The organism is Sporanaerobacter acetigenes DSM 13106 (assembly GCF_900130025.1).
Classification (GTDB): domain Bacteria; phylum Bacillota; class Clostridia; order Tissierellales; family Sporanaerobacteraceae; genus Sporanaerobacter; species Sporanaerobacter acetigenes.
Map to the genome: position 1 here is coordinate 16,885 of NZ_FQXR01000013.1, position 21,727 is coordinate 38,611.

Sequence of the window (21,727 nt, forward strand, 5' to 3'; positions counted from 1 at the left end):
TCCTATATAATTTTCTTTATAATTTCAAATAATATTGGTTTCATTTCATCTATATTTGTAGGTTCCCTCAATACTATACAACTATAGCAAACTGACCCAACCAATTCTAAAATAATGAATATAATTTTTTCAATATCACCTTCTTTCAAATCATGGTCCTTAAGACCCTCCTCAAACATATAGTAGATCTCATTTATTCCTTTATAGTCCTTATAAGCCTTTCTAACCACTCCCCAAGAAAGATTTTTATAAATAAGCTTAAGTAGTAGTTTGTTTTCTTTCAAATACTCTATTATGGAATCTATAAAATACAATAACTTTTCTTCAAAACTATCGAATTCCTTTATATTGGTATTTTCAATAGCTTCAACAAGTATTTCAGAACTTTTATCTAAAATTATCTTGTCAAGTACGTCATATTTGTCTTTGAAGTATAGATAGAAAGTTCCTTTTGCCACTCCTGCTTTTTTAACTATATCGCTAATTGCCGTATTATGTATACCCTGTGTGGTAAATAATTCATAAGCAGCAGCATATAGAGAATCTTCCTTTTGCCTTTTATTTATTTCAACCTTTGACATGTGTTTCATATTTCACCTCCAAATATGACCATCGGTCAGTACAAAAGATATTATACCCTTATAATGACCATTAGTCAACTTTTTATGAGAATTTTTTTATTATTTTTTTGGCATAGGCCATTGATATAATCTACATTGCAAAAATTGTTAAAAAAAATTAACGGAATGAAATTTCATTCCGTTAATTTTTAAATCTACTTTTATATACAATTTTTTACTTATTAAAATACTCCTGTAGTAAATATTATAACCAATGCTACTGGGATAACAAATTTAACTAATATAGCCCACCAATCATATACTTTAAATTTAGCTGCTCCAATATTTGTCTCTTCTTGATATTTATCGAATTTCCAAACAAATAATGTATATAAGGACAATATCAATGCACCTAAAGGCATCATAATATTCCCAGATAAATAATCTGCGAAATCAAAGAAATTTCTTCCTCCAATTTTTATATCTGCCCATGGTCCTTGAGCCATTATAGTTGGAAATCCTATGATGAATATAAGAGCCAAACTCACCCATACAGCTTTTTTCCTATCCATCTTAAATAGTTCTGTTCCAGTTGTAACTATAGGTTCTAAGTATCCTAATGCAGAAGAAAGTGCAGCAAAGAATACCAATAAGAAGAACATTCCACCAAAGAAACTGCCTGCTGGCAAATGTGAAAATAGATTTGACATAGTAACAAATAATAAACTTGCTCCTGCATCTGGCTCAAGTCCTAATGCGAATATTGCTGGGAACATAACTAATCCTGCTATCAATGCCGCCAATGTATCAAATCCTATTATAATAAGTCCGTCTGTTGGTATATCACTATCTTTTTTAAGATAACTACCATATATAAATGCTCCACCACTAGCTATACCTATAGAGAAGAAACATTGACCTAGTGCATCAAGCCAAACCTGTCCATTTATCTTTGAAAAATCAACTCTTAAATACCATTTAAGTCCTTCCATTGCTCCAGGCAAAGTCAATGATCTTATAGCTAATATGATAAGCATTGTGAACAATGTAGGCATCATTATTTTACATGCTTTTTCTATACCTTTCTCTAGCCCCTTAGCTGAAATAAGTCCAACAATTATAACACATGCTAATGTAGCCCCAGCTACTGCACCAGTATTGGATGTAAAATCAGCAAAAGCTTGTGTATATCCTTCTGCCGTAAGACCAGCCAAACTGCCTGAAATCATCTTAAATAAATAAGCTAATATCCATCCCATTATTTGCATATAATAAGTCAAGATAATAAAAGCTGAAAGTACTCCAAACCAGCCAAACAATACCCAAGGACTACCCTTTTTAGTAAGGGATCTCATACCTTCTACTGAACTCATTTGAGTCTTTCTTCCTAAACTCATTTCCATTGTAAACAAAGGAATACCTATCAATACACAAATTATTAAATATACAAATACAAAAGCTCCTCCACCATTGACACCTGTTAAATATGGAAATCTCCATATATTTCCAAGGCCTATAGAAAAACCTGCAGCCGCCATTATAAATCCAAATCTACTTCCCCAACTTTCTCTTTTCTCCATTTTCCTCACTCCTCTATTTTTTTGTATACAAACGTTTACAGAATATTAGAGCATTAATTTCCAACTTGAACCCTCTAAAGAGGGTCCAAGTGTATTAAACTTTTTATTCAAATTGAGTAGGTTCGCTAACTTCTGTTTGTAATGCATCTAATGCCTTTTTAACTAGTTTGCGTCTTAAATCCATTTCTTCTTCATGTGGAAGACTTGGATTCCCTACTGGATGAGGAATTGCAACTGTTGGAACTATTCTATTTGCTCCTACAGATTGAGAAATTGTCGTAATAGTAGCCATATGAACTATAGGTAGACCATATCTTTCAATTTCTTTTACCATTGTTGCACCGCAACGTGTACAAGTGCCTCAGGTAGAAGTTAAGATAACTCCATCTACTCCAGCTTCTTTTAACTCTTTACCAATTTCTGTTCCAAATTTCATAGCATTGCCAACAGATGTTCCTGTACCTGTAGTAGTATAGAAATATTCATAAACCTTTCCTATAACTCCATCTTTTTCATATTGTTTTAACAAATCTAATGGTGCAACCCTGTCAGGTATTTCATTTGCATATACTGGGTCATAACCACCATGAATAGTACAATAATCTGCTCCAAGGCCATCTTTCCCACTTACGTCATATTTGCCCCATTTTTGAGCACTTGCAGATTGAATTCTATCAGGATTTCCTTTTGGTACAATACCTCCACTAGTAACTAATGCTATAGTTGCTTTACTTAAATCCTTTATAGCTTCAGCAGGATTTACTTTGTCAAATACAGGCATTGGAAGTTCAGTTTCAAAAGGCTCATCATTCAAGCGAGCTAAAAGCATTTCTACAGCTCTTTGTGATCCTCTCTTATCTGAAAAAATAGTAAGTCTCTTTCCTTGTGGTATATAACCTTCTTCTTCTGGAAATCCTAATTTTTCACCTTTAACTACCTTCTTAACTATATTTGCCATAACTGGTAATGCTTTTCTCATTCCTGCTGCTGAATCAGATGTACTAGCAATTATTACTTGTCCCTTACAAACATCTACCCCTGGGTTTTCAGCATACATTCCAGTCACTGCAGGAATATTTAATTGTTCTACAATAGCTTTTGCAATTTCCCCACAAGCCATTCCATATCTCCCTGCATTGAAAGCGGGTCCTGTAACTACTATATCTGGATTAGTCTTTTTAACTATGTCAAGAATAAATTTCATAGCTTCTTCTTTGTTTTCATTGAAATAGTTGTCTCCACAAATAATAGTACCTATTACTTCTCCCTCTTCACTTATAAGTCCATTAAATCCTAATGCTGGCCCTACGGTTTCTTCTTTATACATAGGCTCTATTCCTGCCTTATCCTCTCCACCTATTTGACCAAAAAACTGATTTACATAGTATAGTACTTTGTATTTCTCTGCCATATTCTACATCCTCCCTTCCATATGATTAGTACAATTTAACTGTACAATTATGATATCCTATTTCTGAAGTAGCTCCTATTACAGCATTTAGCTCGCACATCAAAGTTCCATCTTCCAATAGAGCTCCATCCCATCCACCTGCTAGAGTAGCTATGCTTTCAGCACTTCCTATTACTTTATCAGCAGGTGGCAATGTAACAACATGGCTTACATTTCCTGTGGATACAACAGCTACCGCTTCACTTGCTGTATCTGTCAAAGGTTGACTCATTCCATCTCTTCCTGAACATTCATCAGTGATTAGAGCAGTTTTTATTCCTGCATTTTCCAATCTCTTACAAATCATAACTAAGTCTGAGTCTGGATTTCCATAACCTTCTTCTGATACGATAACGCCATCTGCTCCAAGAGTCTTACATAATTTTGCCGTATAATCACAAGTTCTAAACTTACCTTCCAAAGTAGTAAGCTCTGGAGTTAATATTACTCCTAAAAAGTTTATTGTCTTTCCATGTTGTGCATATAAATCTAATATTACTGAATTGTTTTGATGTTGATAAGTTGTAATCTTGTCACAAGCCGCTACACAATTTCCACTGATTACAGCACCATCAAGTTCTTCATTTGGATGAATAAGCGTAGGTAATATAAGTTGACTATTTACACCATATATATATCCATCATGAAGCAATCCTTGTGAAATAAGCATTTCTACATATAATACCTTTGGCAAATTTGGATATTTTTTAGTTTCTACAGCATTGCTTTCCATTCCATAAGTTAAAACTTCATCTGGTTCAACTGCTCTTCCTGCTTCACCAATAAATTCTGCTGCCTTAAGACCAGCAAGTCTTACAGTAGCCTCATGAGTATGTGGATCCAATCCTTCAACAGGAGTTATATCTACAACTAGATTATAAGTTTTGGAAAAAGGTGTCCATTTTGCTCCTTCTCCCCACATATCAACAACACCTTCTTGGAAACCTACAATATCTCCAACTGTAACAACAGCTGCACCATATAGTACATTGACTTTTCCATCTCCAAGTTGAGCTATCTTAGTTGATGCTCCAGGGAAACCATTTCCTGCTCCTTCAATTTTTACTCTAGGCTCTATTACGTCTTTTACTGGAATAATTCTTACCTTTTCTCCTGGTCTTGCAATATCAACTTTTACATCTTTGATTCTTTCATCTTCCTTAAGCTTTTCAATTAAATCCTCTTTGTTTACAGTTAGAACCCCATTTTCTACAGCAAGTTTATCCCCAAACTGTATATCTTTTATGTGGATTCTTCTAAGTTCTAATTTCAAGCAAATCACCTCCGAATTTTTTAAATAAAACTTTCATAAGAATTGCTATTTAAACTTTTTATTGTTGATCCCAAAAGTTCATTGTCAATTAATTGGTAGTCTTCCTTGTTGTCCCAGTCCACTTTCCTTTTTTCCATATGTTTTTTATAGCTAATAATGCTGTTTTCAATGATCTCTACACTAAAAATATTGATTTCTTCTACTTTTTCTCCAACTATTATAGAGCGATAAGGAGAAAAAAGCATTCTAATACTTGCGCCAAGTGGATGACTCACCAATACAAAACCTTTATGAACCAAATCTCTAACACTTATCAGTACATCTAGAAATGATCCTTCTACAAAATACACATTCTCATACTTTTCTTTTACGCGTGGATTGTTCGTAACTATTAGAAAATTCGCTTTTCTTCGCCTCCTTTCAAAATAAAATAAAACATTTTGTATTTTACTTGTATACTACAAATATTTGATAAGTATATTATATATATGTTTAAGGAATCCTTCAACCCCTTTTGAGAATTTTGTTAAAAATTCTACATTCTTTTGTTGGAGTTTTTGACAAAAAAAGTCCTAGAATTATTTTAAAATAAAACAATTCTAGGACTTTCCCTAAAAAAATTTTTTTAAAGCATTTCTTGCTTTATTTTTTCCACAAACGCATCAATATGTTCTCTTGCATATTTTTCTGCCATATCCATATCTTTTTCTTTTATAGCTTCCAGGACTTTCCCCAATGTATCAGTAAATATATCCATGGAATCTATATATTGTTCAGAATAATGCCATAATCTTTCAGTGTGTATATGGAGACTATTGAGAACCTCACCTAAACAAGGATTTTCACTGCTTAAAAATATGATGTTGTGAAATCTTTCATCATCATTTATTGCCTCTTGATAATCTTCAACTATATCGTAAGATTCAAGACGATATAGTATGGTTTCCAACTCATGAATATTTTCATCTGAAATCCTTTCTGTAGCTAACCTTGCTGCATAAGGATCTAATATTCTAGTTACTTCAAAAACTGATTTCATATATTTGAAATCAATAGATGTAACCTGAGCTCCAAACCTAGGAATTATATTGAGTAATTTGTCATTGCTCAATTGTTGAAATATTTTCCTTATAGGAGTTCTACTTATATCAAATTCATTAGCCACGTCGATCTCGTTTAATACCTCACCCGGTTCATACTCTAATTCAATTATTCTTCTTTTTAACACTTCATAAATTTTATCTGTATCAATTTTACCCACAGTACATAACCCCTCATGAATTATATTTATAATACTACTCATTATTATATAAATATATAACTTTTTATGCAATGAGTAAAATTAGAGTATCAAAAATTTAAATAATTAGTCTTCTAACATAAGTTTTTCTAATTTTAATGGTTCTATATACTTACCGTTTTTATATGCCCTCATATTCCCACCTGATATTTCATCTATTAGAGCAATTTCATCCTTTTGACCTATTCTACCAAATTCAAATTTTATATCATATAATTCAATACCTTTTTTAGCCAACTCTTCCTTTACAATATCTCCTATTTTCTGTGTTAAATTTTTTAATACTTTGTATTCATCTTTAGATAATATTCCCAGCATATCAAGTGCATCTTCAGTAATAGGAGGATCTTGACGAAGATCATCTTTAAGAGTCACTTCAACAAAAGCATCTAGAGGCTGACCTTCTTCTGTATACATGCCATATCTGCGTAAAAAACTTCCCACTGCTCTATAACGGCATATTACTTCAATGCCATTTCCAAACACTTTAGCTGGTTTTACTGTCATAGTTGATTCTTCGATATTTGCATCTATATAGTGAGTAGGTATTCCTTTTTCATTTAGCAATTCAAAAAAATGTTTTGTAAGTCTAAGTCCAGCTTTACCTGCTCCTTCCATAGTAAGCCCAACTGTATTTGCCCCTGGATCAAATACACCATTTTCACCTGTCACATCATCTTTAAACTTAAGTAAATAATTTCCGTCTTCTAAAGAATATACATCTTTTGTCTTACCTTCGTAAACAATGTTCATGGCTATTAGCTCCTTTTTTAAAATTTTTATCTATAATGTTTTATATGTTATATTATATATCATCTTTTTTCTAAAAATCAATTACAATATATTTAAAATATTATTTTAGTTTTATCCCTTTTCAAAATAAATATGTAAATATATGATATAATATTGTCAAAACAAGGTAATATCTAGTTATAAAATAAAAGGTGGGTAATATGAATATTAGAAAAATATCGCTAATCCTCATCATCTCTTTGATTGCAATATGTATTGTTAGTTGTAACACAAGGGATGCCAATTCAAAAGAGACATCTGTATGTAAATGTAATGAATGTATATCCTTTTTTGTAGCAACAGATATTCATTATTTAGCTCCTGAATTAACTGATAAAGGAGAAGCTTTTCAAAAATTCATGAGATATGGGGATGGAAAGCAATTAAATTATATTGATGAAATAGTAGAAGCCTTTATATATGATATAAAGGTAAAGAAACCAGATATTCTAATCATAAGTGGCGACTTGACAAATAACGGTGAAAAAGAAAGTCATATAGAACTTGCAAAAAAACTTAAAAGGATTGAAAAGGCTGGTACTTCTGTATATGTGATCCCAGGAAATCACGATTTAAAAAACCCTTGGGCCAGAAGTTTTAAAGGCAATGAAAATTTTAAAGTAGATACCATAACTAAAAGAGATTTTGTCAAAATATATGGAGACTTTGGCTATGATGAAGCTATTTCAAGAGATAAAGGCTCTTTAAGCTATCTTGCCTCTCCTACAAAACATCTATGGATATTGATGTTAGACACTACTAAATATAAAGATAATATGATATTAGGTTTCCCTGAAACATGTGGATATTTAAGTGAAGAAACCTTTGAATGGATAGAAGAATGCAGCAATATGGCAAAAAAAGAAAACGCAAAACTCATAGCTGTGATGCATCATAGCCTGTTAGACCATTGCCAAATCATAACCAAAGGATTTACATTGGAAAATAACTCAACGGCAGTAGAAGTATTTCAAAATTGTGATATAGATTTAGTCTTGACAGGACATATACATATACAAGACATTTCCACTTATGAAAAAGATGAAAAAAGTATTTACGACATTGCTACAAGTGCCTTATGTGTATATCCTCAACAATATGGAGTTCTTAATTATTCTCTAAAAAATGGATATGACTACAATACATGTAGAGTAGATATAGAAAACTGGGCAAATAAAAAAGGTATACAAGATGAAAATCTCTTAAATTTTAAAAGCTACTCTAAAGAAGCTTTTATGGAACAGTCCTATCACAATTTTTATGATAAATTGTTGCAGATGGGAAAATATACCGATGAAGAAATGCAAAAAATATCCAAAACCCTTGCTATGCTCAATTTAAATTATTATAGTGGTGTAAAAAACACAAATGTTGATGAAATTAAAAATACAGAAGGATATAAATTGCTAAAAAAAGCGTCTCCAAGCCTGTTGAAAGATTATGGCATACACATGTTATGTGAAAAGAAAACAGATAACAATAAACTCCACATTCCAAATCATCAAAAATAAAAGGTCAACAAATTGCTGACCTTTTATTTTATCTCAAGGACTACAGGGCAATGATCGCTACCCATAATATCTGAATGAATATCTGCACCTATGAATCTATCTTTAAGCTCTTTAGATGCAAGAAAATAATCAATTCTCCAACCAGCATTTCTTTCTCTGGCTTTTGTAATATATGACCACCAAGTATAGGCATCTTCCTTGTCAGGGTAAAAGTATCTAAATGTATCTATAAAACCAGAATCTAAAAGCTCCGTCATTTTTCCTCTTTCTTCATCAGTAAAACCTGCATTTTTCCTATTTGAACTTGGATTTTTTAAGTCTATTTCCTTATGGGCTACATTCAAATCCCCACATATAATGACAGGCTTTTTGGAATCTAATTCTAATAAATAATTTCTAAACATATCTTCCCAATCCATTCTATATTCAAGTCTTGCCAGTTCTCTCTGACTATTTGGTGTATATACATTGACTAGATAAAAATCTTCATATTCCAATGTTATAACTCTTCCTTCTTTGTCATGTTCTTCAATACCTACTCCATATTTAACAGATAAAGGCCTGTCCTTTGTGAATACGGCTGTACCCGAATAGCCTTTTTTCTCTGCATAGTTCCAATAGTCATAGTATCCTTTTAAATCTAGCTCTATCTGACCCTCTTGCAATTTCGTCTCTTGAATACAAAAAATATCTGCATCTACTTCTTCAAAGTAGTCTAAAAATCCTTTTTTCACGCAAGCTCTTATTCCATTTACATTCCAAGAAATAAGTTTCATACTCTGCCCTCCTTTTTCCTATAGGTATGCTTTATTTTATTATAACATAATATTTTAAAACTAATATCAGCTAATATGATAGAATATACTTATATGATATTAGCAATCTAAAAGGAGGTTTGCTTATGTTCAATTTCCCAAAAGATCTATATACAGATGTGCGCATAGAAGATGTATATGAAACAAAAATTATCTACGCTATGGGAGAAATTGAAGAATCTAAAATCAGAAGTTATAAAGCAGCTTTTATAAGGATATTTGATGGAGAAAGATGGTATTATAGTTCTACATCAAATATAGAAAATATCCAAAAAGAAATAGATTCTCTATCTTCCTATGCAAAGCCCAATGAAAAAATAAACGAAAATCCCATTGTTGCAAAATTTCAAACAAATGTAGAAAATTTAATTAAATTTAAAGATAATGATGTAGCTAAAATTGGAATTGATGAAAAACAAAATTTACTAAAAGAATACTTCCCAATACTAAAAGAAAATGAACTCATTAAACTTTGGAAGACCATCTATGTAGATAAAAAAACAAACAAAGAATTCTATTCCAGCAAAGGTGCAAAGGTTCTATATGATACACAAGTTGTTGGTCTCTCCATAAAGATGCAATTTGTTCAAGATGAAAAAAGATTTTCAGAGAGTTTTCAAAAGTCTTCCAACAACTTTGATGATATAAAAAGCAAAACAGAAGAATGTAAATCCTATATCAAAAAATGTAAAGATTTTCTATTGAATTCTCAAGCTGTTGAACCAGGAAAATATACAGTCATACTATCTCCATTAGCTGCAGGAGTATTTGCCCATGAAAGCTTTGGACATAAAAGTGAATCTGACTTTATGATAGGCGATGAAACCATGAAAAAAGAATGGGCTATAGGAAAAAAGGTAGGAAGCAATATACTCTCTATTGTAGATGATGGCAATGTAAGCGGAAGTGGATATATACCTTTTGATGATGAAGGGACAAAGGCAGAAAAAACCTATCTCATAAAAGATGGTATACTTAGTGGACGACTTCACAGTGGCACTACAGCTTATTATTTAGAAGAAGAATTGACGGGAAATGCTAGGGCAATAAATTTTGAGTATGAGCCTATAGTTAGGATGACAACCACATATATAGAAACTGGAAATAAAACAAAAGATGAATTGTTCTCTGAAGTCAAAGATGGAATATATATCGAAACCATCAAACACGGTTCTGGAATGTCAACTTTCACAATAGCACCATCCCTTGCCTATTATATAAAGAATGGAAAAATTGCAGAGCCAGTGAATATTTCAGTAGTCACTGGAAATGTAATGGAAACTTTAAATGAAATAGACGGACTTTCTGATGAAGTTGAAATACTTTGCTTTATATTGGGCGGATGTGGAAAAATGGAACAATTCCCTCTACCAGTAGGCTTTGGCGGACCTTTCGTCAGAGTTAAAAATCTAAATGTTCAATAGGAGGTGGAAATAAGTGGTGAAAGAAAAATATATAAGTAGAGTTAAAGAAGTATCAATCAATGTCAATCAAACCAGAATAGATTCTATTAGACACAAAGATATTGAAAAAACAGGACTTAGAATATACGACAATGGATATATCGGATATGCAGGTGCTATTGGAAATTATGAAGAAACCGAATTGGAAAAAAGGGCAAAAGCTACCCTTGACAATAAAATCCCTTATGAATATGAACCTGAAGAAAACAAAATAAAAAATGAAGATTTTTCTTTAAGAATAATCGAAGAAGATAAATTGGTAGAAGAACTTGAAGAACTGTTGAGTGTACTTAGAAAAGAGCAATCTGACTTCTATTTCTCTCATAAATTTAATCTCAATGAATATAATATTAAACTCATAAATGACAAGGGCCTTAATTTAGCATACAAAGATAAAATCATATCTTTAGAATTGTTATTTAAAGAAAAAAAATCTGTAAACATAATGGATGGCTTTGTAGGTTTCTGGGGAAGAAAATATGATCGCTCTTTGGCATTAAAAGATATCAACCATGTATGTAATGCTTACAAAAACAAAGTGGATCTTCCAAAAAAAGAAATATTCCCTGTTGTATTTGCTACAGATGAAACTTTGCCTATTAAAAAACTTGTTCAGGATTTAGATGGAAATAACTTTGGCAGCAATAGTTCATTGTTAAGCGTCAAAAAAGGAAAAAAGGTATTCAATGAAAACTTTACATTATATCAAAACAACAATCCTTTAGACACCTTCCTTCCATTCTTTGATGCAGAAGGAGTTATAAATAAAGACTATAGATATACTCTAATTGAAAATGGTGTTGTTGTGACACCCTATACAGATAAAAAAACAGCTAAAAAATATAATCTAGATTTAACCGGAGCTGCAACTAGCGAATATGACGGAGTACCTACATTGGGAATTCCAGAATTGAAAATTAAAGAATCAGAAAAAACTGCCAAGGAATTGTTGGGCGGTGAAATGGGAATCTTCGTACTAATGGCCTCAGGTGGAGACTTTACCCCTGAAGGGAATTTTGGGACTCCTGTGCAATTGGCCTTTTTGTTTGATGGAGAAAAATTTGTAGGAAGACTTCCTGAACTAAATGTATCTTCAAATGTCTTTGATATGTTTGGAAATTCTTTTAGAGGTGTAAGCAAAAACACTATAAGTCCTGTTTTAAATAGCAGATTCTTAATAATGGATATGAAAGTATCGGAAATATAAGCTGTCTTTTAAAAAAATATCTTAGTGCAAAGCACTAAGATATTTTTTTATTTATGGTATCCCATATGTTTTCTCCAAACTTATTTTATAGATTCTGCAATCCTTATTAATTCTGCTCTAGTGATTTCCCCTCTACCTAATATATTATAAAGTACACCATTAGCTTCCCAAGCAATATCCCTATCATCAGATATAATAGTATCTACACCATTAATTTTTACTTCTTCAACCTTATTTGCACCTGTTACATACCCAGTTTCTTCATCAGCAAATCTCTGTTGCATAAAAATATACTTTCCTGTTTTCTCATTTGTAAAATATAAATCAATATACTTACTATTTTCAACAGTACCATCTTCATCCTTATACAATTCTGCTCTATCAAATGTAAAACCATCTGGTAAATAGCTTGGAAGTATAACATTAAAACAAGTATAGTCATTTAATTCATTAGAATCTTTAACTACTAAATACTCTTCTTCCCTCATCTTCTCGTCTTCAGCTACAGTTATTATCTCTCCATTTGAACCAATATAAGCAATTTCTTCACCATCAACAGTATATATTTTCTGTAGCTTATCTACTGAAAGCTCTTCTACTGGCTTTCCATCTTTATCAAATATCTTACCTTTCAATTCAGCTGGAACAGGGCATGATTTTACATCTGAAGGCTCTTCTTGCACTATTGTTATATGCCCAAGAGATATTGTCTTTACTATTTTATTTACAAAATCCTGTGCAAAGGATGTTTGCATTATAGAAAAACCTAATATACACACCAATGCAAAAGATGCAACTTTAGCAACATTATGTCTGGTTTTATTTGATTTTTTCACATTATCCTCTCCTCTATACTTATTAATATTTTTTAAAGTTTTATTAAATACTTCTTCTTTGTTGCTATTTTTACTAAAATCATTATCTGTTAATTTTTTACCTAGTTCTAATAGTTCATTGTATTCTTCTGATTGTACTTTTTTTGACCTTTCTATTCCATTAGCATAAGCATCCATCTCTTTAGAAAACATACCTTCAATATTTCTTTTATTCATATATATCCTCTCTTTCCAATTCACTTTTTAACTTTCTCATAGTACGGTAAAGTATCACTCCAACATTACTTTCAGTAAGCTCTAATATCTCTGCAATTTCAATGTTTTTTAAATTCGCACCAAATTTAAGTGCCACAATATTCCTTTCTCTCATATCCAAAGTATTTAAAGCCCTTAAAAGTTTGTCATTTGTTTCTGCTATTTCTAATACATCTTCTGGAGTTTTCCCCTTTGATACCAAATTTTTAATTGTATCAAGAGAAAAAAACTTATGCTTTTTAAAACTTCTATAATAATCATTTACTACGTTCCTAGCTATAGCAAATAGCCATACTTCAAATGGAGATTTATTTTCAGAATATGTGCTTATTTTCATCATTACCTTTTCAAACACCTGACTAGTCAGATCTTCTGTTGTGTATTGACAACCAACCCTATAATATATAAAGTTATAAACTCTTTTGTAGTAGGTTTCAAAAATGTAAGCTAGGTCTTTTTGTTCATATGAATCTTCTCTAGTTTCCTTTTTGTCCAAAGAATTGATCAAAGTAAGCTGCTGCATCTTTTTAAAATCCTCCTTTAAAATCCTCCTTAACTCTCTACTTGGCACCAAGTATTTTAACTTACTCATATGTTAATACGAAAATTTTTAGGTTTCATTACATATATTATGAATAAAAAAAGATTTCAAGTTTGACCTTGAAATCTTTTTTTATTCACTATGCTCTTTTAACAAATTCTCCTTCTTTCATTATAACTTCCATTTTTTCAACAGCAATATTATGAATGTCTTCTAATGGATTCCCATCAAGAACAAGTAAATCAGCAAACTTACCATTTTCAAGAGTTCCTGTTATATCATCTATTTTAAGCATTTCAGCACCATTTTTAGTTGCAGCCATTATAGTTTCCATTTCTGTTAGTCCTGATTTGTTAAGTGTATATATTTCAGTAATAGCATATTTGCCATATGGGGTCAAACTACTACAGAAAGAATCAGAACCTACTGTGATTCTAATACCCTTTTTATTGGCATTTTGCAAATTGTCAATAATGCGATTTAGTTCTTTTTCAGCAGTAGTTTTCCCTGGATACTTGTCATGAATTGGTCTATATGGTGGTTCATATACAGTAAACCATTCATAGAAGAATTGAAGAGTCGGACAAAATGTAATATCTTTTTCTTTCATTATTTGGAGACATTCTTCATTTAGTTCTTGACCATGAATGATAGCTGATACTCCAGCCTTACAAGAATTTAGTGCTCCTTCATACCCTTCGGCATGAGACCATACAGGTAGTCCTACCATATTAGCTTCATCAACAACTGCTTGAATTTCTTCCATACAATAATGAGGATCAGCCTTTGCGTCGTGCCTCCATATTCCTCCACCTGTTGACCAAATTTTGATAGCATCTGGATTTTCACGAATTCTTCTTCTCACAGCTTTTCTAAGTTCCCAAGGACCATCTACACGTTCAGCCCAAGGATGAGAAGCATCATTGTATTCTAGTGGCAATCTATGAGAATCTCCATGTCCTGCTGTTCTGCAAAATCCAAGTCCAGAAGTAACTACTCTTGGTCCAGGAATAACACCTGCTTCAATCATATTTCGAATATGTATACCCGAACGAGAAATTTCTCCTACAGATGTAAGTCCATGCTCTAGTGCTTCACGAGCTTGCGCTACAGCAACTATTGTCTTTTGGATAACTGGTTCAAGAACCCAGTCTGAATCATCATCAGTTAGATTTCCACTAAAATGAAGATGAGTATCAATAAGACCTGGCATAATAGTTTTTCCAGTAATATCTATTTTCTCATAATCTTCTCCAAATTCCACCATCGGTCCAGCATATTGAATTTTTTTGTCTTCAACAAGTACCAATGAATTTTTAACTGGTTCTCTTCCAGTACCATCTATCAGTAAACCACCTAAAAATGCAACCTTCTTCATTTTTCTCCCTCCTGCTGTTTCTTGATTTCATTCCAATTTATATTGTACTCTATTTAAGAGTCCTTATCAATAACCTTGTATAGGTATTAAAAGTTAGAAGAAGATGGCATATACCATCTTCTTCTAGTTTCCTGCTACTGTTAAACTATTTAGTTTTATAGAGGGGGAGCCAAAATAGTTCATCATTGGGAAAGAAAATTTAGTATCATTCCCTATAGCAGTTATATTAACTAACAATTTATAGAAATTTCCTGCAATAGTTATTTGGCAAATTGGTTTAGAAATTTGACCTTTCTCTATTAAAAATCCGCTAGAAGACAGTGAAAAATCTCCTGATGTTGGATTGATTCCTGCATGTAGTCCTTGTATGTCTGTAATCATAATTCCCATATCCATAGAATCTATCATATCTTCTAGAGTAGAATCTCCTTTTTCAATATACATATTGGTTGGTAAAACTCCTATAGATCCTTTATGAGAAATTCTAAATCCATTTCCCGTTGATTCTAATCCTTCTTTTTCAGCGGTTTTTGTATTGTGAAGAAAAGTCTTAAGTATTCCCTTCTCAATTATATATTTAGAAAATGTAGGATTGCCTTCATCATCAAAGGTTCTAGAAATCATTCCATTATTAAGTAGAGGATCTTCCACTATATTTAGTAAATCACTACCTACTTTTTCTCCAATCTTGCCTTTCATCATAGATAAATTTCTTTGTACTACATCCCCAAGAAAAACTCGAGACATAGAATTAAATAAATTAGCCACTACATTGTTTCTAAGTATTATTTCATAGTTTCCCGATGCTATAGTTGTAGCTTTAAGCATATTTATACCATCATTTACAGCATCTCTTACTAAAGTATTTTTATATTCATCTGACAAATCATCAATAACCATATATGAATAGCCTGTTTGAACATCTTCTCCATCTTTAGCTACAACAGAAAGATTTAAAATTCCAATACTATATTTATCTTCTAATTCTAATCCCTTTGTATTTTTTATAAATACAGAATTTGTATATTCTTCATAGCTACAATTTTCAACTATGCTTATCCTTTTGTCAAAATTAAGAGCTTCTTTTTCAATAGATTTTAGAAAATCTATTTTTTCTTCTTCTGTATACTTGCTCAATTTATCATTTTTTTCTTTTGCATCTTTGTATTGTTCTTTTGGTTCCGCCAATACTTCAATATATTCTTTTTCATTGCTTTCTGCATATTGAATCAAATTCCCAAGAAGCTCTTCTATAGAATCCTCTTCTATCTTTTCAGTGTAGGAATATCCCATTTTGCCTTTATATATTCCTCTTATAGACAAAGCATTTTCTTCCGCTATGCTGTAACCTTCTAAATTTCCTTCATATATATTTATGTTCATAGAAGAATTCTTCACCATATAAACTTCCATGTCTTCAATTCCACATTCTTTGCCTCTATCAAATATCAATTGGATATCCACTTATGCGTCCTCCCTTCCACCTACAGTCATTGATTTAACTCTGATGGTAGGTTGTCCCGCTCCTATGAATATTGCTCCACTAGCTGCAAAACAATAGCCTTGACCTATTTCTAAATTGTTTCCTACCATATCTACATCTTGGAGAATCTTGCTTCCATTTCCAATGAGAGTAGCACCTCTCACAGGCTTAGTTATCTTGCCATTTTCAATCAGATAGGCCTCTGAAAGGGAAAAATTAAAATCTCCTGTAGCAGGATTTACAGATCCGGCATTTATATATTTTGCAAATAATCCATATTCAGTGCTCTCTATGATTTCCTCTCTCGTACTACTTCCATTATCTATATAGGTATTTGTCATTCTTGAAGTTGGTGCAAATCTATAAGATTGTCTTCTTCCTGAAGCTGTAGACTCCATGCCCATTCTTCTTCCATTTAATTTATCAATCATATAACTTTTTAGGATTCCATTTTGAATAAGAACATTTTTTTGGGTTTTCTTGCCCTCATCATCTACACCAAGAGATCCCCAGGAGTTTTCAATGGAACCATCATCCACCAATGTAACAACATTAGAAGCTATTGGCTCTCCTATTTTATTTGAAAAAACAGATATTCCTTTCGATACAGATGAAGCTTCTAAACTATGACCACAAGCTTCATGAAACATTAGACCACCAAAACCATTATCTACTACAACAGGCATCACTCCTGCAGGACAATAGTCTGCGTGTACCATAGTTTTAGCAGTCCTGGCTGCTTCTCTTGCATAGTCTTCAATATCTATAGTGTCGTAAAACTCCAATCCCATCAAAGCTCCAGGACCTACATAACCAGTTTCCATTTGCCCATTGTACTCCGCTGTCACCAATATCAAAGCCCTTGTTCTGACTCTTTTATCTTCTACAAAAATTCCTTCCGTATTAGCTATAAGCACATTTTGCTCTTGATCCAGATAATTAACTGTCACTTGAGATATTTCATCATCATAATTTTTTGCCGCAGAAGTAGCTCTTTTCATAAGCTCTACCTTATGCTTCATTTTTACATCGCTAGGAAGTATTTTGTACTTGTGAACATTGGGCTCTACCACTTTGTCAAAGTTCACAATCAAGTCTCTCTTATTTCCTTTAATTGCTTTTGACGCTTTTTCCGTAATTTTCATAAGATTGTCCTTTGATAGATCATTTGTATAAACATAAACGCTATTGAGCCCACTAAAAATTCTAATGCCTATACCATAATCTCTGCCACTCATTCCATTTTCAATACAACCTCCAACAGTGGCAATTTCTGTAGTAGCATTGTCTTCTATAAAGACTTCTGCAAAATCACCACCATTGGAAAGTGCCATATAAAAAATATCGTCTATAATAGATTTATTTAACATTTATATCTCTCCTAATCTGTCCGTCCCTAAAAAAGATGACAAGCAACAAAATGATTTTTTTCTATTTCTTTTAGCTCCGGAGTTATTTTCCCGCATATTTCTTTTGCATGAACGCATCTTTTCATAAACTTGCAACCTTCGGGAGTATTGATAGGGCTTGGAACTTCTCCTTCAAGTTTTATCCTATTTCTCTTATCCTCTATCACTGGATCTGGTATAGGAATTGCCGATATCAACGCTTGAGTATAAGGATGCAATGGTTTTTCATACAAATCATGATTGCTGGCTAATTCTACAATTGAGCCAAGATACATTACCCCTACTCTATCAGAAATATGTTTTACCATTGACAAGTCATGAGATATAAACAAATATGTCAAACCTAATTCTCTTTGCAATTTAATCAATAAATTAACTATTTGAGCTTGAATAGATACATCTAATGCAGAAATAGGTTCATCGCATACTATAAACTCTGGTTCCACCGCCAAAGCTCTAGCAATGCCTATCCTCTGTCTTTGACCACCGGAAAGCTCGTGGGGAAATCTAGCACTGTGCTCACTAGTTAAACCAACCTTTCCCAACAAGTTGTCAATCTTTCCTTGTCTTTCCTTGTGGCTTAATTTTATATGAACATCCATACCTTCACCTATAATATCTCCTATAGTCATTCTAGGGTCTAATGAAGCATAGGGATCTTGAAAAATCATTTGAGCACTTTTCTTGAACTTAAGTTTTTCTTCTCTATTCATAGCATGGACATCCATTCCATTGTAATATACATGACCAGCTGTTGCTTGATAAATACCCAATACTGTTCTTCCACAAGTAGTCTTGCCACAACCAGATTCTCCTACCAGTCCAAGAGTTTCACCTTTTTTGATACTAAAACTAACATTGTCTACAGCCTTTAAGGTTCTATCTTTCCCTACAGAAAAATACTTTTTTAAATCTACTACTTCTATTAAATTTTCATTATTCATTTCTTTCACCTCTCAATACCTCTGGCCTTTCTGTTTTAGGAGCATAGGGGTGTTGTAACCAACAAGATAAACTATGAGTATCAGATAATTTTGTTATCTCTGGCTTTTCTTCTAAACATATTTCCATACAATGTTCACATCTTGAACTAAAAGGACAACCTTTTAGAGGAAGTATCAAATCTGGTGGGGTTCCTCCTAATGCGTAAAGTTCTTCTTTACCTTTAGTATCTAATCGTGGAACAGAACTCAACAATGCCCAAGTATAAGGATGCATACTATTTTGAAAAATTTCATCCCTAGTCCCTCTTTCCACAACTTGACCTGCATACATGACTTGAATTTTATCTGCAAAGTTGGCAACAACCCCTAAATCATGGGTTACAAGTATTATAGCCGTTTCAAAATCTTTCTTTAATTCTTTCAACAAATCTAATATTTGTGCTTGTATAGTCACATCTAAAGCTGTTGTAGGTTCATCGGCTATTAATATTTTAGGATTGCAAGATAGGGCAATAGCTATCATAACCCTTTGCCTCATTCCACCTGAAAGTTGATGAGGAAAACTCTTTATCCTTTCACTTGCATTTGGTATATTTACCAATTCCAAAAGCCTTATAGCCTCTTTTTCCGCTTCTTTTTTATTCAACTTTTTATGAATCCTTAAACTTTCCATAATTTGATTACCTATAGTCATAGTTGGATTTAAAGAAGTCATCGGGTCTTGAAAAATCATACTTACATCTTCTCCTCTAAAGGAGCTAAGTCTTTTTTTAGACATCTTTAAAACATCTTCACCATTAAATATAATTTCTGACCCCTTCTTAATTTCAGCTGGAGGAACTTTTAACAATCTCATTATGGCTTTTGCCGTTACAGTTTTCCCACAACCAGATTCACCAACCAATGCCAAAGTTTCACCTTTATCTAAATCAAAATCAACACCTCTTACAGCTCTAACTTCTCCTGCATAGGTATGAAAAGAAATTTTCAAATTTTTCACTTCTAAAACTTTTTCCACTATTATCCCTCCTTGTTATTGACGTAATTTTGGATCTAGTGCATCTCTAAGTCCATCACCTAAAAGTGTAAATGACAACATAGTTAAAGCAATCATTAAAGAAGGGAAAAACATCTGATGAGGATAGAAGATAAAGTTCTGTTGTGCCGCTGAAGCTAATGCACCCCAAGAAGTATTTGGAGGCTGTACTCCGAGCCCTATATATGACAAAAATGTTTCAGCAAAAATATATCCTGGAATATCGAAAGTTATAGCAACTATAACAATTCCAAGAACATTAGGTATAAGATGTCTAGTGATTATCTTCCAAGGACTAACTCCCAATGTTTCTGCTGCCATTATATATTCTTGTTGTTTTACTTGTAGCATTTGACCTCTAACCAATCTTGCCATGCCACACCATCCAGTCAAAGTTAAAGATAAAATCATAGTTCCTAAACTTCTAGATTCAGTCACTATTGAAATAAGAATGACTACAATTAAATAAGGAATACTAATGAGTATTTCTACAATTCTCATCATAATATTATCTACTTTCCCACCAAAATAAGCTGCAATTCCTCCATATATGCAACCAATTACAGTATCTATAATTGCACCTAAAATACCAATAACCATGGAAATTCTACCTGCCTGCCAAACTCTTGAAAAAACGTCCCTTCCCAATTCATCAGTACCAAACCAATGTTCACTATTAGGCTTCATATTCACCTTTGAAGGATCTACCGTTTTGTAAGAATATCCATTTAAATGAGGTCCTATTACTGTCATTACCACTAAAGTCAATAAAATAATAATTGATAACATAGCCACTTTATTTGTCTTAAGTCTTCTCCATGCATCTTGCCAATATCCCATTCTAGGTCTTGCCATTTTATCTCCCCTAGAAACATCCATTGGCACTTTTTTAAATTTATCCTTAGAAATTTCTTCCATACATCTATCCTCCTACTTATCATTTGAAACTCTTATTCTTGGATCTACTACTCCATACAATAAATCAACCACTAATTGTGAAAATACAAATAATGCTGCAAAGAAAATTGTAGTACCTATTATCATAGTATAGTCTCTATCATTGATAGCGCTTACATAATAAAATCCAAGTCCTGGAATTCCAAATATTTTCTCTATAACAAAAGAACCTGTAAAAATTCCAGCTATTTGGGGTCCTAAGATAGTAATAGCAGGTAAAATAGCATTTCTAAATACATGCTTTCTAACCACATTAAAAGGACTAACTCCTTTAGCTTGAGCCGTAAGAATATAATCTTGATTGATTACTTCAAGTACATTAGAACGCATATATCTAGCATAAGTTGCTATAGACCCAAAACACATAGCAATTGTAGGAAGTATCGTATATTTAAACTCTCCCCAACCAAATGTCGGCAACAACTCAAGCTTTACAGTAAATACATACTGAAGTAATGCAGCTATAATAAACACTGGCACCGTAACTCCAACTATAGCAACAAACATAACTAAATAATCTGGCCATCTATTCCTGTTTAAAGCTGCAACTATACCTAAAACAATTCCTATCATAACTCCTATAAATAACGCCTGAAAACCCAATTTTCCTGATATTCTCGCATGTTTCAATATAGTATCCGTAACAGGTCTACCAGGATATCTTAAAGACTCACCGAAATCTCCTTTTGTAAAAACATTTTTTAAAAACTTTCCATATTGAACTACAACTGGTTTGTCTAATCCATATTTCTCATAATAATTGAGTCTAATTTGTTCTGGCAATTTTTTAGCCATATGTGCTAATGGATCCCCAGGTATACTATGCATTAAAAAAAACGTCAATGTCATAATGATAAATAGGGTAAGAAACATATAGCCAATTCTCTTTACAATATATTTACCCATTGCAATTCTCCTTCCTGTTTGCTATAAGATA

General features: G+C 32.5%; 20 protein-coding genes. 3 read left to right on the forward strand and 17 right to left on the reverse strand.

Going from position 1 to position 21,727, the window contains the following annotated elements:
- Positions 1–2: 2 nt before the first annotated feature.
- From BUA21_RS11245 to BUA21_RS11280, 7 genes are all read right to left on the reverse strand, one after another.
- Entirely contained in the window at positions 3–590 is a 588-nt protein-coding gene (locus BUA21_RS11245; protein ID WP_072744934.1) for a TetR/AcrR family transcriptional regulator, read from the reverse strand.
- A 212-nt stretch (positions 591–802) separates the two neighbouring features.
- The gene (locus BUA21_RS11250) at positions 803–2,140 is read right to left on the reverse strand and encodes a sodium-dependent transporter (protein WP_072744935.1); all 1,338 of its coding nucleotides are present in this window, start codon (positions 2,138–2,140) and stop codon (positions 803–805) included.
- 103 nt (positions 2,141–2,243) lie between these two features.
- Entirely contained in the window at positions 2,244–3,551 is a 1,308-nt protein-coding gene (gene grdB / locus BUA21_RS11260) for a glycine reductase complex selenoprotein B (RefSeq protein ID WP_084604275.1), read from the reverse strand.
- A 25-nt stretch (positions 3,552–3,576) separates the two neighbouring features.
- Positions 3,577–4,863 carry a glycine/sarcosine/betaine reductase component B subunit gene (locus tag BUA21_RS11265; protein WP_072744938.1) on the reverse strand — a complete coding sequence of 429 codons (1,287 nt, stop codon included), beginning with the start codon at positions 4,861–4,863 and terminating at the stop codon, positions 3,577–3,579.
- Between the two features lie 20 nt (positions 4,864–4,883).
- On the reverse strand, positions 4,884–5,309 hold the full coding sequence (locus tag BUA21_RS11270) for a GrdX family protein (RefSeq protein WP_072744939.1): 426 nt from the start codon (positions 5,307–5,309) through the stop codon (positions 4,884–4,886).
- Positions 5,310–5,488: 179 nt separating this feature from the next.
- Positions 5,489–6,124: a GntR family transcriptional regulator gene (locus tag BUA21_RS11275; protein WP_072744940.1), complete on the reverse strand. Its 636-nt coding sequence runs from the start codon at positions 6,122–6,124 to the stop codon at positions 5,489–5,491.
- A 105-nt stretch (positions 6,125–6,229) separates the two neighbouring features.
- Entirely contained in the window at positions 6,230–6,916 is a 687-nt protein-coding gene (locus BUA21_RS11280) for a phosphoribosylaminoimidazolesuccinocarboxamide synthase (protein ID WP_072744941.1), read from the reverse strand.
- Positions 6,917–7,116: 200 nt separating this feature from the next.
- On the opposite strand from BUA21_RS11280, the gene BUA21_RS11285 reads away from it, so the two are divergent.
- Positions 7,117–8,466 carry a metallophosphoesterase gene (locus BUA21_RS11285; protein WP_072744942.1) on the forward strand — a complete coding sequence of 450 codons (1,350 nt, stop codon included), beginning with the start codon at positions 7,117–7,119 and terminating at the stop codon, positions 8,464–8,466.
- 23 nt (positions 8,467–8,489) lie between these two features.
- Here the strand turns inward: BUA21_RS11285 and BUA21_RS11290 are convergent, their stop codons facing one another.
- Positions 8,490–9,242 (reverse strand): exodeoxyribonuclease III, encoded by a 753-nt coding sequence (locus BUA21_RS11290; RefSeq protein ID WP_072744943.1) that lies wholly within the window; start codon positions 9,240–9,242, stop codon positions 8,490–8,492.
- 125 nt (positions 9,243–9,367) lie between these two features.
- Here BUA21_RS11290 and BUA21_RS11295 point away from each other — a divergent pair, with 125 nt between their 5' ends.
- Positions 9,368–10,705, forward strand: a complete 1,338-nt coding sequence (locus BUA21_RS11295) for a TldD/PmbA family protein (protein WP_072744944.1) — start codon at positions 9,368–9,370, stop codon at positions 10,703–10,705.
- Between the two features lie 13 nt (positions 10,706–10,718).
- On the forward strand, positions 10,719–11,951 hold the full coding sequence (locus BUA21_RS11300; protein WP_072744945.1) for a metallopeptidase TldD-related protein: 1,233 nt from the start codon (positions 10,719–10,721) through the stop codon (positions 11,949–11,951).
- Between the two features lie 80 nt (positions 11,952–12,031).
- Here the strand turns inward: BUA21_RS11300 and BUA21_RS11305 are convergent, their stop codons facing one another.
- The 9 genes from BUA21_RS11305 to BUA21_RS11345 all read right to left on the reverse strand — a co-directional run bounded on the left by BUA21_RS11305 (position 12,032) and on the right by BUA21_RS11345 (position 21,696).
- Complete coding sequence (locus BUA21_RS11305; RefSeq protein WP_072744946.1) at positions 12,032–13,003, reverse strand: DUF4367 domain-containing protein; 972 nt, start codon at positions 13,001–13,003, stop codon at positions 12,032–12,034.
- Complete coding sequence (locus BUA21_RS11310; protein WP_234973712.1) at positions 12,996–13,634, reverse strand: sigma-70 family RNA polymerase sigma factor; 639 nt, start codon at positions 13,632–13,634, stop codon at positions 12,996–12,998. The genes BUA21_RS11305 and BUA21_RS11310 overlap by 8 nt, the downstream gene beginning before the upstream one ends.
- 88 nt (positions 13,635–13,722) lie before the next feature.
- Positions 13,723–14,961 (reverse strand): metal-dependent hydrolase family protein, encoded by a 1,239-nt coding sequence (locus tag BUA21_RS11315; RefSeq protein ID WP_072744948.1) that lies wholly within the window; start codon positions 14,959–14,961, stop codon positions 13,723–13,725.
- A gap of 123 nt (positions 14,962–15,084) precedes the next feature.
- Positions 15,085–16,425: a TldD/PmbA family protein gene (locus tag BUA21_RS11320; RefSeq protein WP_072744949.1), complete on the reverse strand. Its 1,341-nt coding sequence runs from the start codon at positions 16,423–16,425 to the stop codon at positions 15,085–15,087.
- Positions 16,426–17,814 (reverse strand): TldD/PmbA family protein, encoded by a 1,389-nt coding sequence (locus BUA21_RS11325; RefSeq protein ID WP_072744950.1) that lies wholly within the window; start codon positions 17,812–17,814, stop codon positions 16,426–16,428.
- 26 nt (positions 17,815–17,840) lie between these two features.
- Complete coding sequence (locus BUA21_RS11330) at positions 17,841–18,797, reverse strand: ABC transporter ATP-binding protein (protein ID WP_072744951.1); 957 nt, start codon at positions 18,795–18,797, stop codon at positions 17,841–17,843.
- On the reverse strand, positions 18,790–19,818 hold the full coding sequence (locus tag BUA21_RS11335; protein WP_352404704.1) for an ABC transporter ATP-binding protein: 1,029 nt from the start codon (positions 19,816–19,818) through the stop codon (positions 18,790–18,792). The genes BUA21_RS11330 and BUA21_RS11335 overlap by 8 nt, the downstream gene beginning before the upstream one ends.
- A 12-nt stretch (positions 19,819–19,830) precedes the next feature.
- On the reverse strand, positions 19,831–20,751 hold the full coding sequence (locus tag BUA21_RS11340; RefSeq protein WP_072744953.1) for an ABC transporter permease: 921 nt from the start codon (positions 20,749–20,751) through the stop codon (positions 19,831–19,833).
- Positions 20,752–20,763: 12 nt separating this feature from the next.
- Entirely contained in the window at positions 20,764–21,696 is a 933-nt protein-coding gene (locus tag BUA21_RS11345; protein ID WP_072744954.1) for an ABC transporter permease, read from the reverse strand.
- Positions 21,697–21,727: the final 31 nt, after the last annotated feature.

Excerpts from the sequence above, each read along its gene's own strand:
- BUA21_RS11305 (WP_072744946.1), bottom strand. The coding sequence starts at position 13,003 with ATGAATAAAAGAAATATTGAAGGTATGTTTTCTAAAGAGATGGATGCT.
- BUA21_RS11315 (WP_072744948.1), bottom strand. The coding sequence starts at position 14,961 with ATGAAGAAGGTTGCATTTTTAGGTGGTTTACTGATAGATGGTACTGGA.
- BUA21_RS11325 (WP_072744950.1), bottom strand. The coding sequence starts at position 17,814 with ATGTTAAATAAATCTATTATAGACGATATTTTTTATATGGCACTTTCC.
- BUA21_RS11285 (WP_072744942.1), top strand. The coding sequence starts at position 7,117 with ATGAATATTAGAAAAATATCGCTAATCCTCATCATCTCTTTGATTGCA.
- BUA21_RS11245 (WP_072744934.1), bottom strand. The coding sequence starts at position 590 with ATGAAACACATGTCAAAGGTTGAAATAAATAAAAGGCAAAAGGAAGAT.
- BUA21_RS11330 (WP_072744951.1), bottom strand. The coding sequence starts at position 18,797 with ATGAATAATGAAAATTTAATAGAAGTAGTAGATTTAAAAAAGTATTTT.
- BUA21_RS11340 (WP_072744953.1), bottom strand. The coding sequence starts at position 20,751 with ATGGAAGAAATTTCTAAGGATAAATTTAAAAAAGTGCCAATGGATGTT.
- BUA21_RS11345 (WP_072744954.1), bottom strand. The coding sequence starts at position 21,696 with ATGGGTAAATATATTGTAAAGAGAATTGGCTATATGTTTCTTACCCTA.
- BUA21_RS11310 (WP_234973712.1), bottom strand. The coding sequence starts at position 13,634 with ATGAGTAAGTTAAAATACTTGGTGCCAAGTAGAGAGTTAAGGAGGATT.
- BUA21_RS11295 (WP_072744944.1), top strand. The coding sequence starts at position 9,368 with ATGTTCAATTTCCCAAAAGATCTATATACAGATGTGCGCATAGAAGAT.
- BUA21_RS11290 (WP_072744943.1), bottom strand. The coding sequence starts at position 9,242 with ATGAAACTTATTTCTTGGAATGTAAATGGAATAAGAGCTTGCGTGAAA.
- BUA21_RS11280 (WP_072744941.1), bottom strand. The coding sequence starts at position 6,916 with ATGAACATTGTTTACGAAGGTAAGACAAAAGATGTATATTCTTTAGAA.
- BUA21_RS11250 (WP_072744935.1), bottom strand. The coding sequence starts at position 2,140 with ATGGAGAAAAGAGAAAGTTGGGGAAGTAGATTTGGATTTATAATGGCG.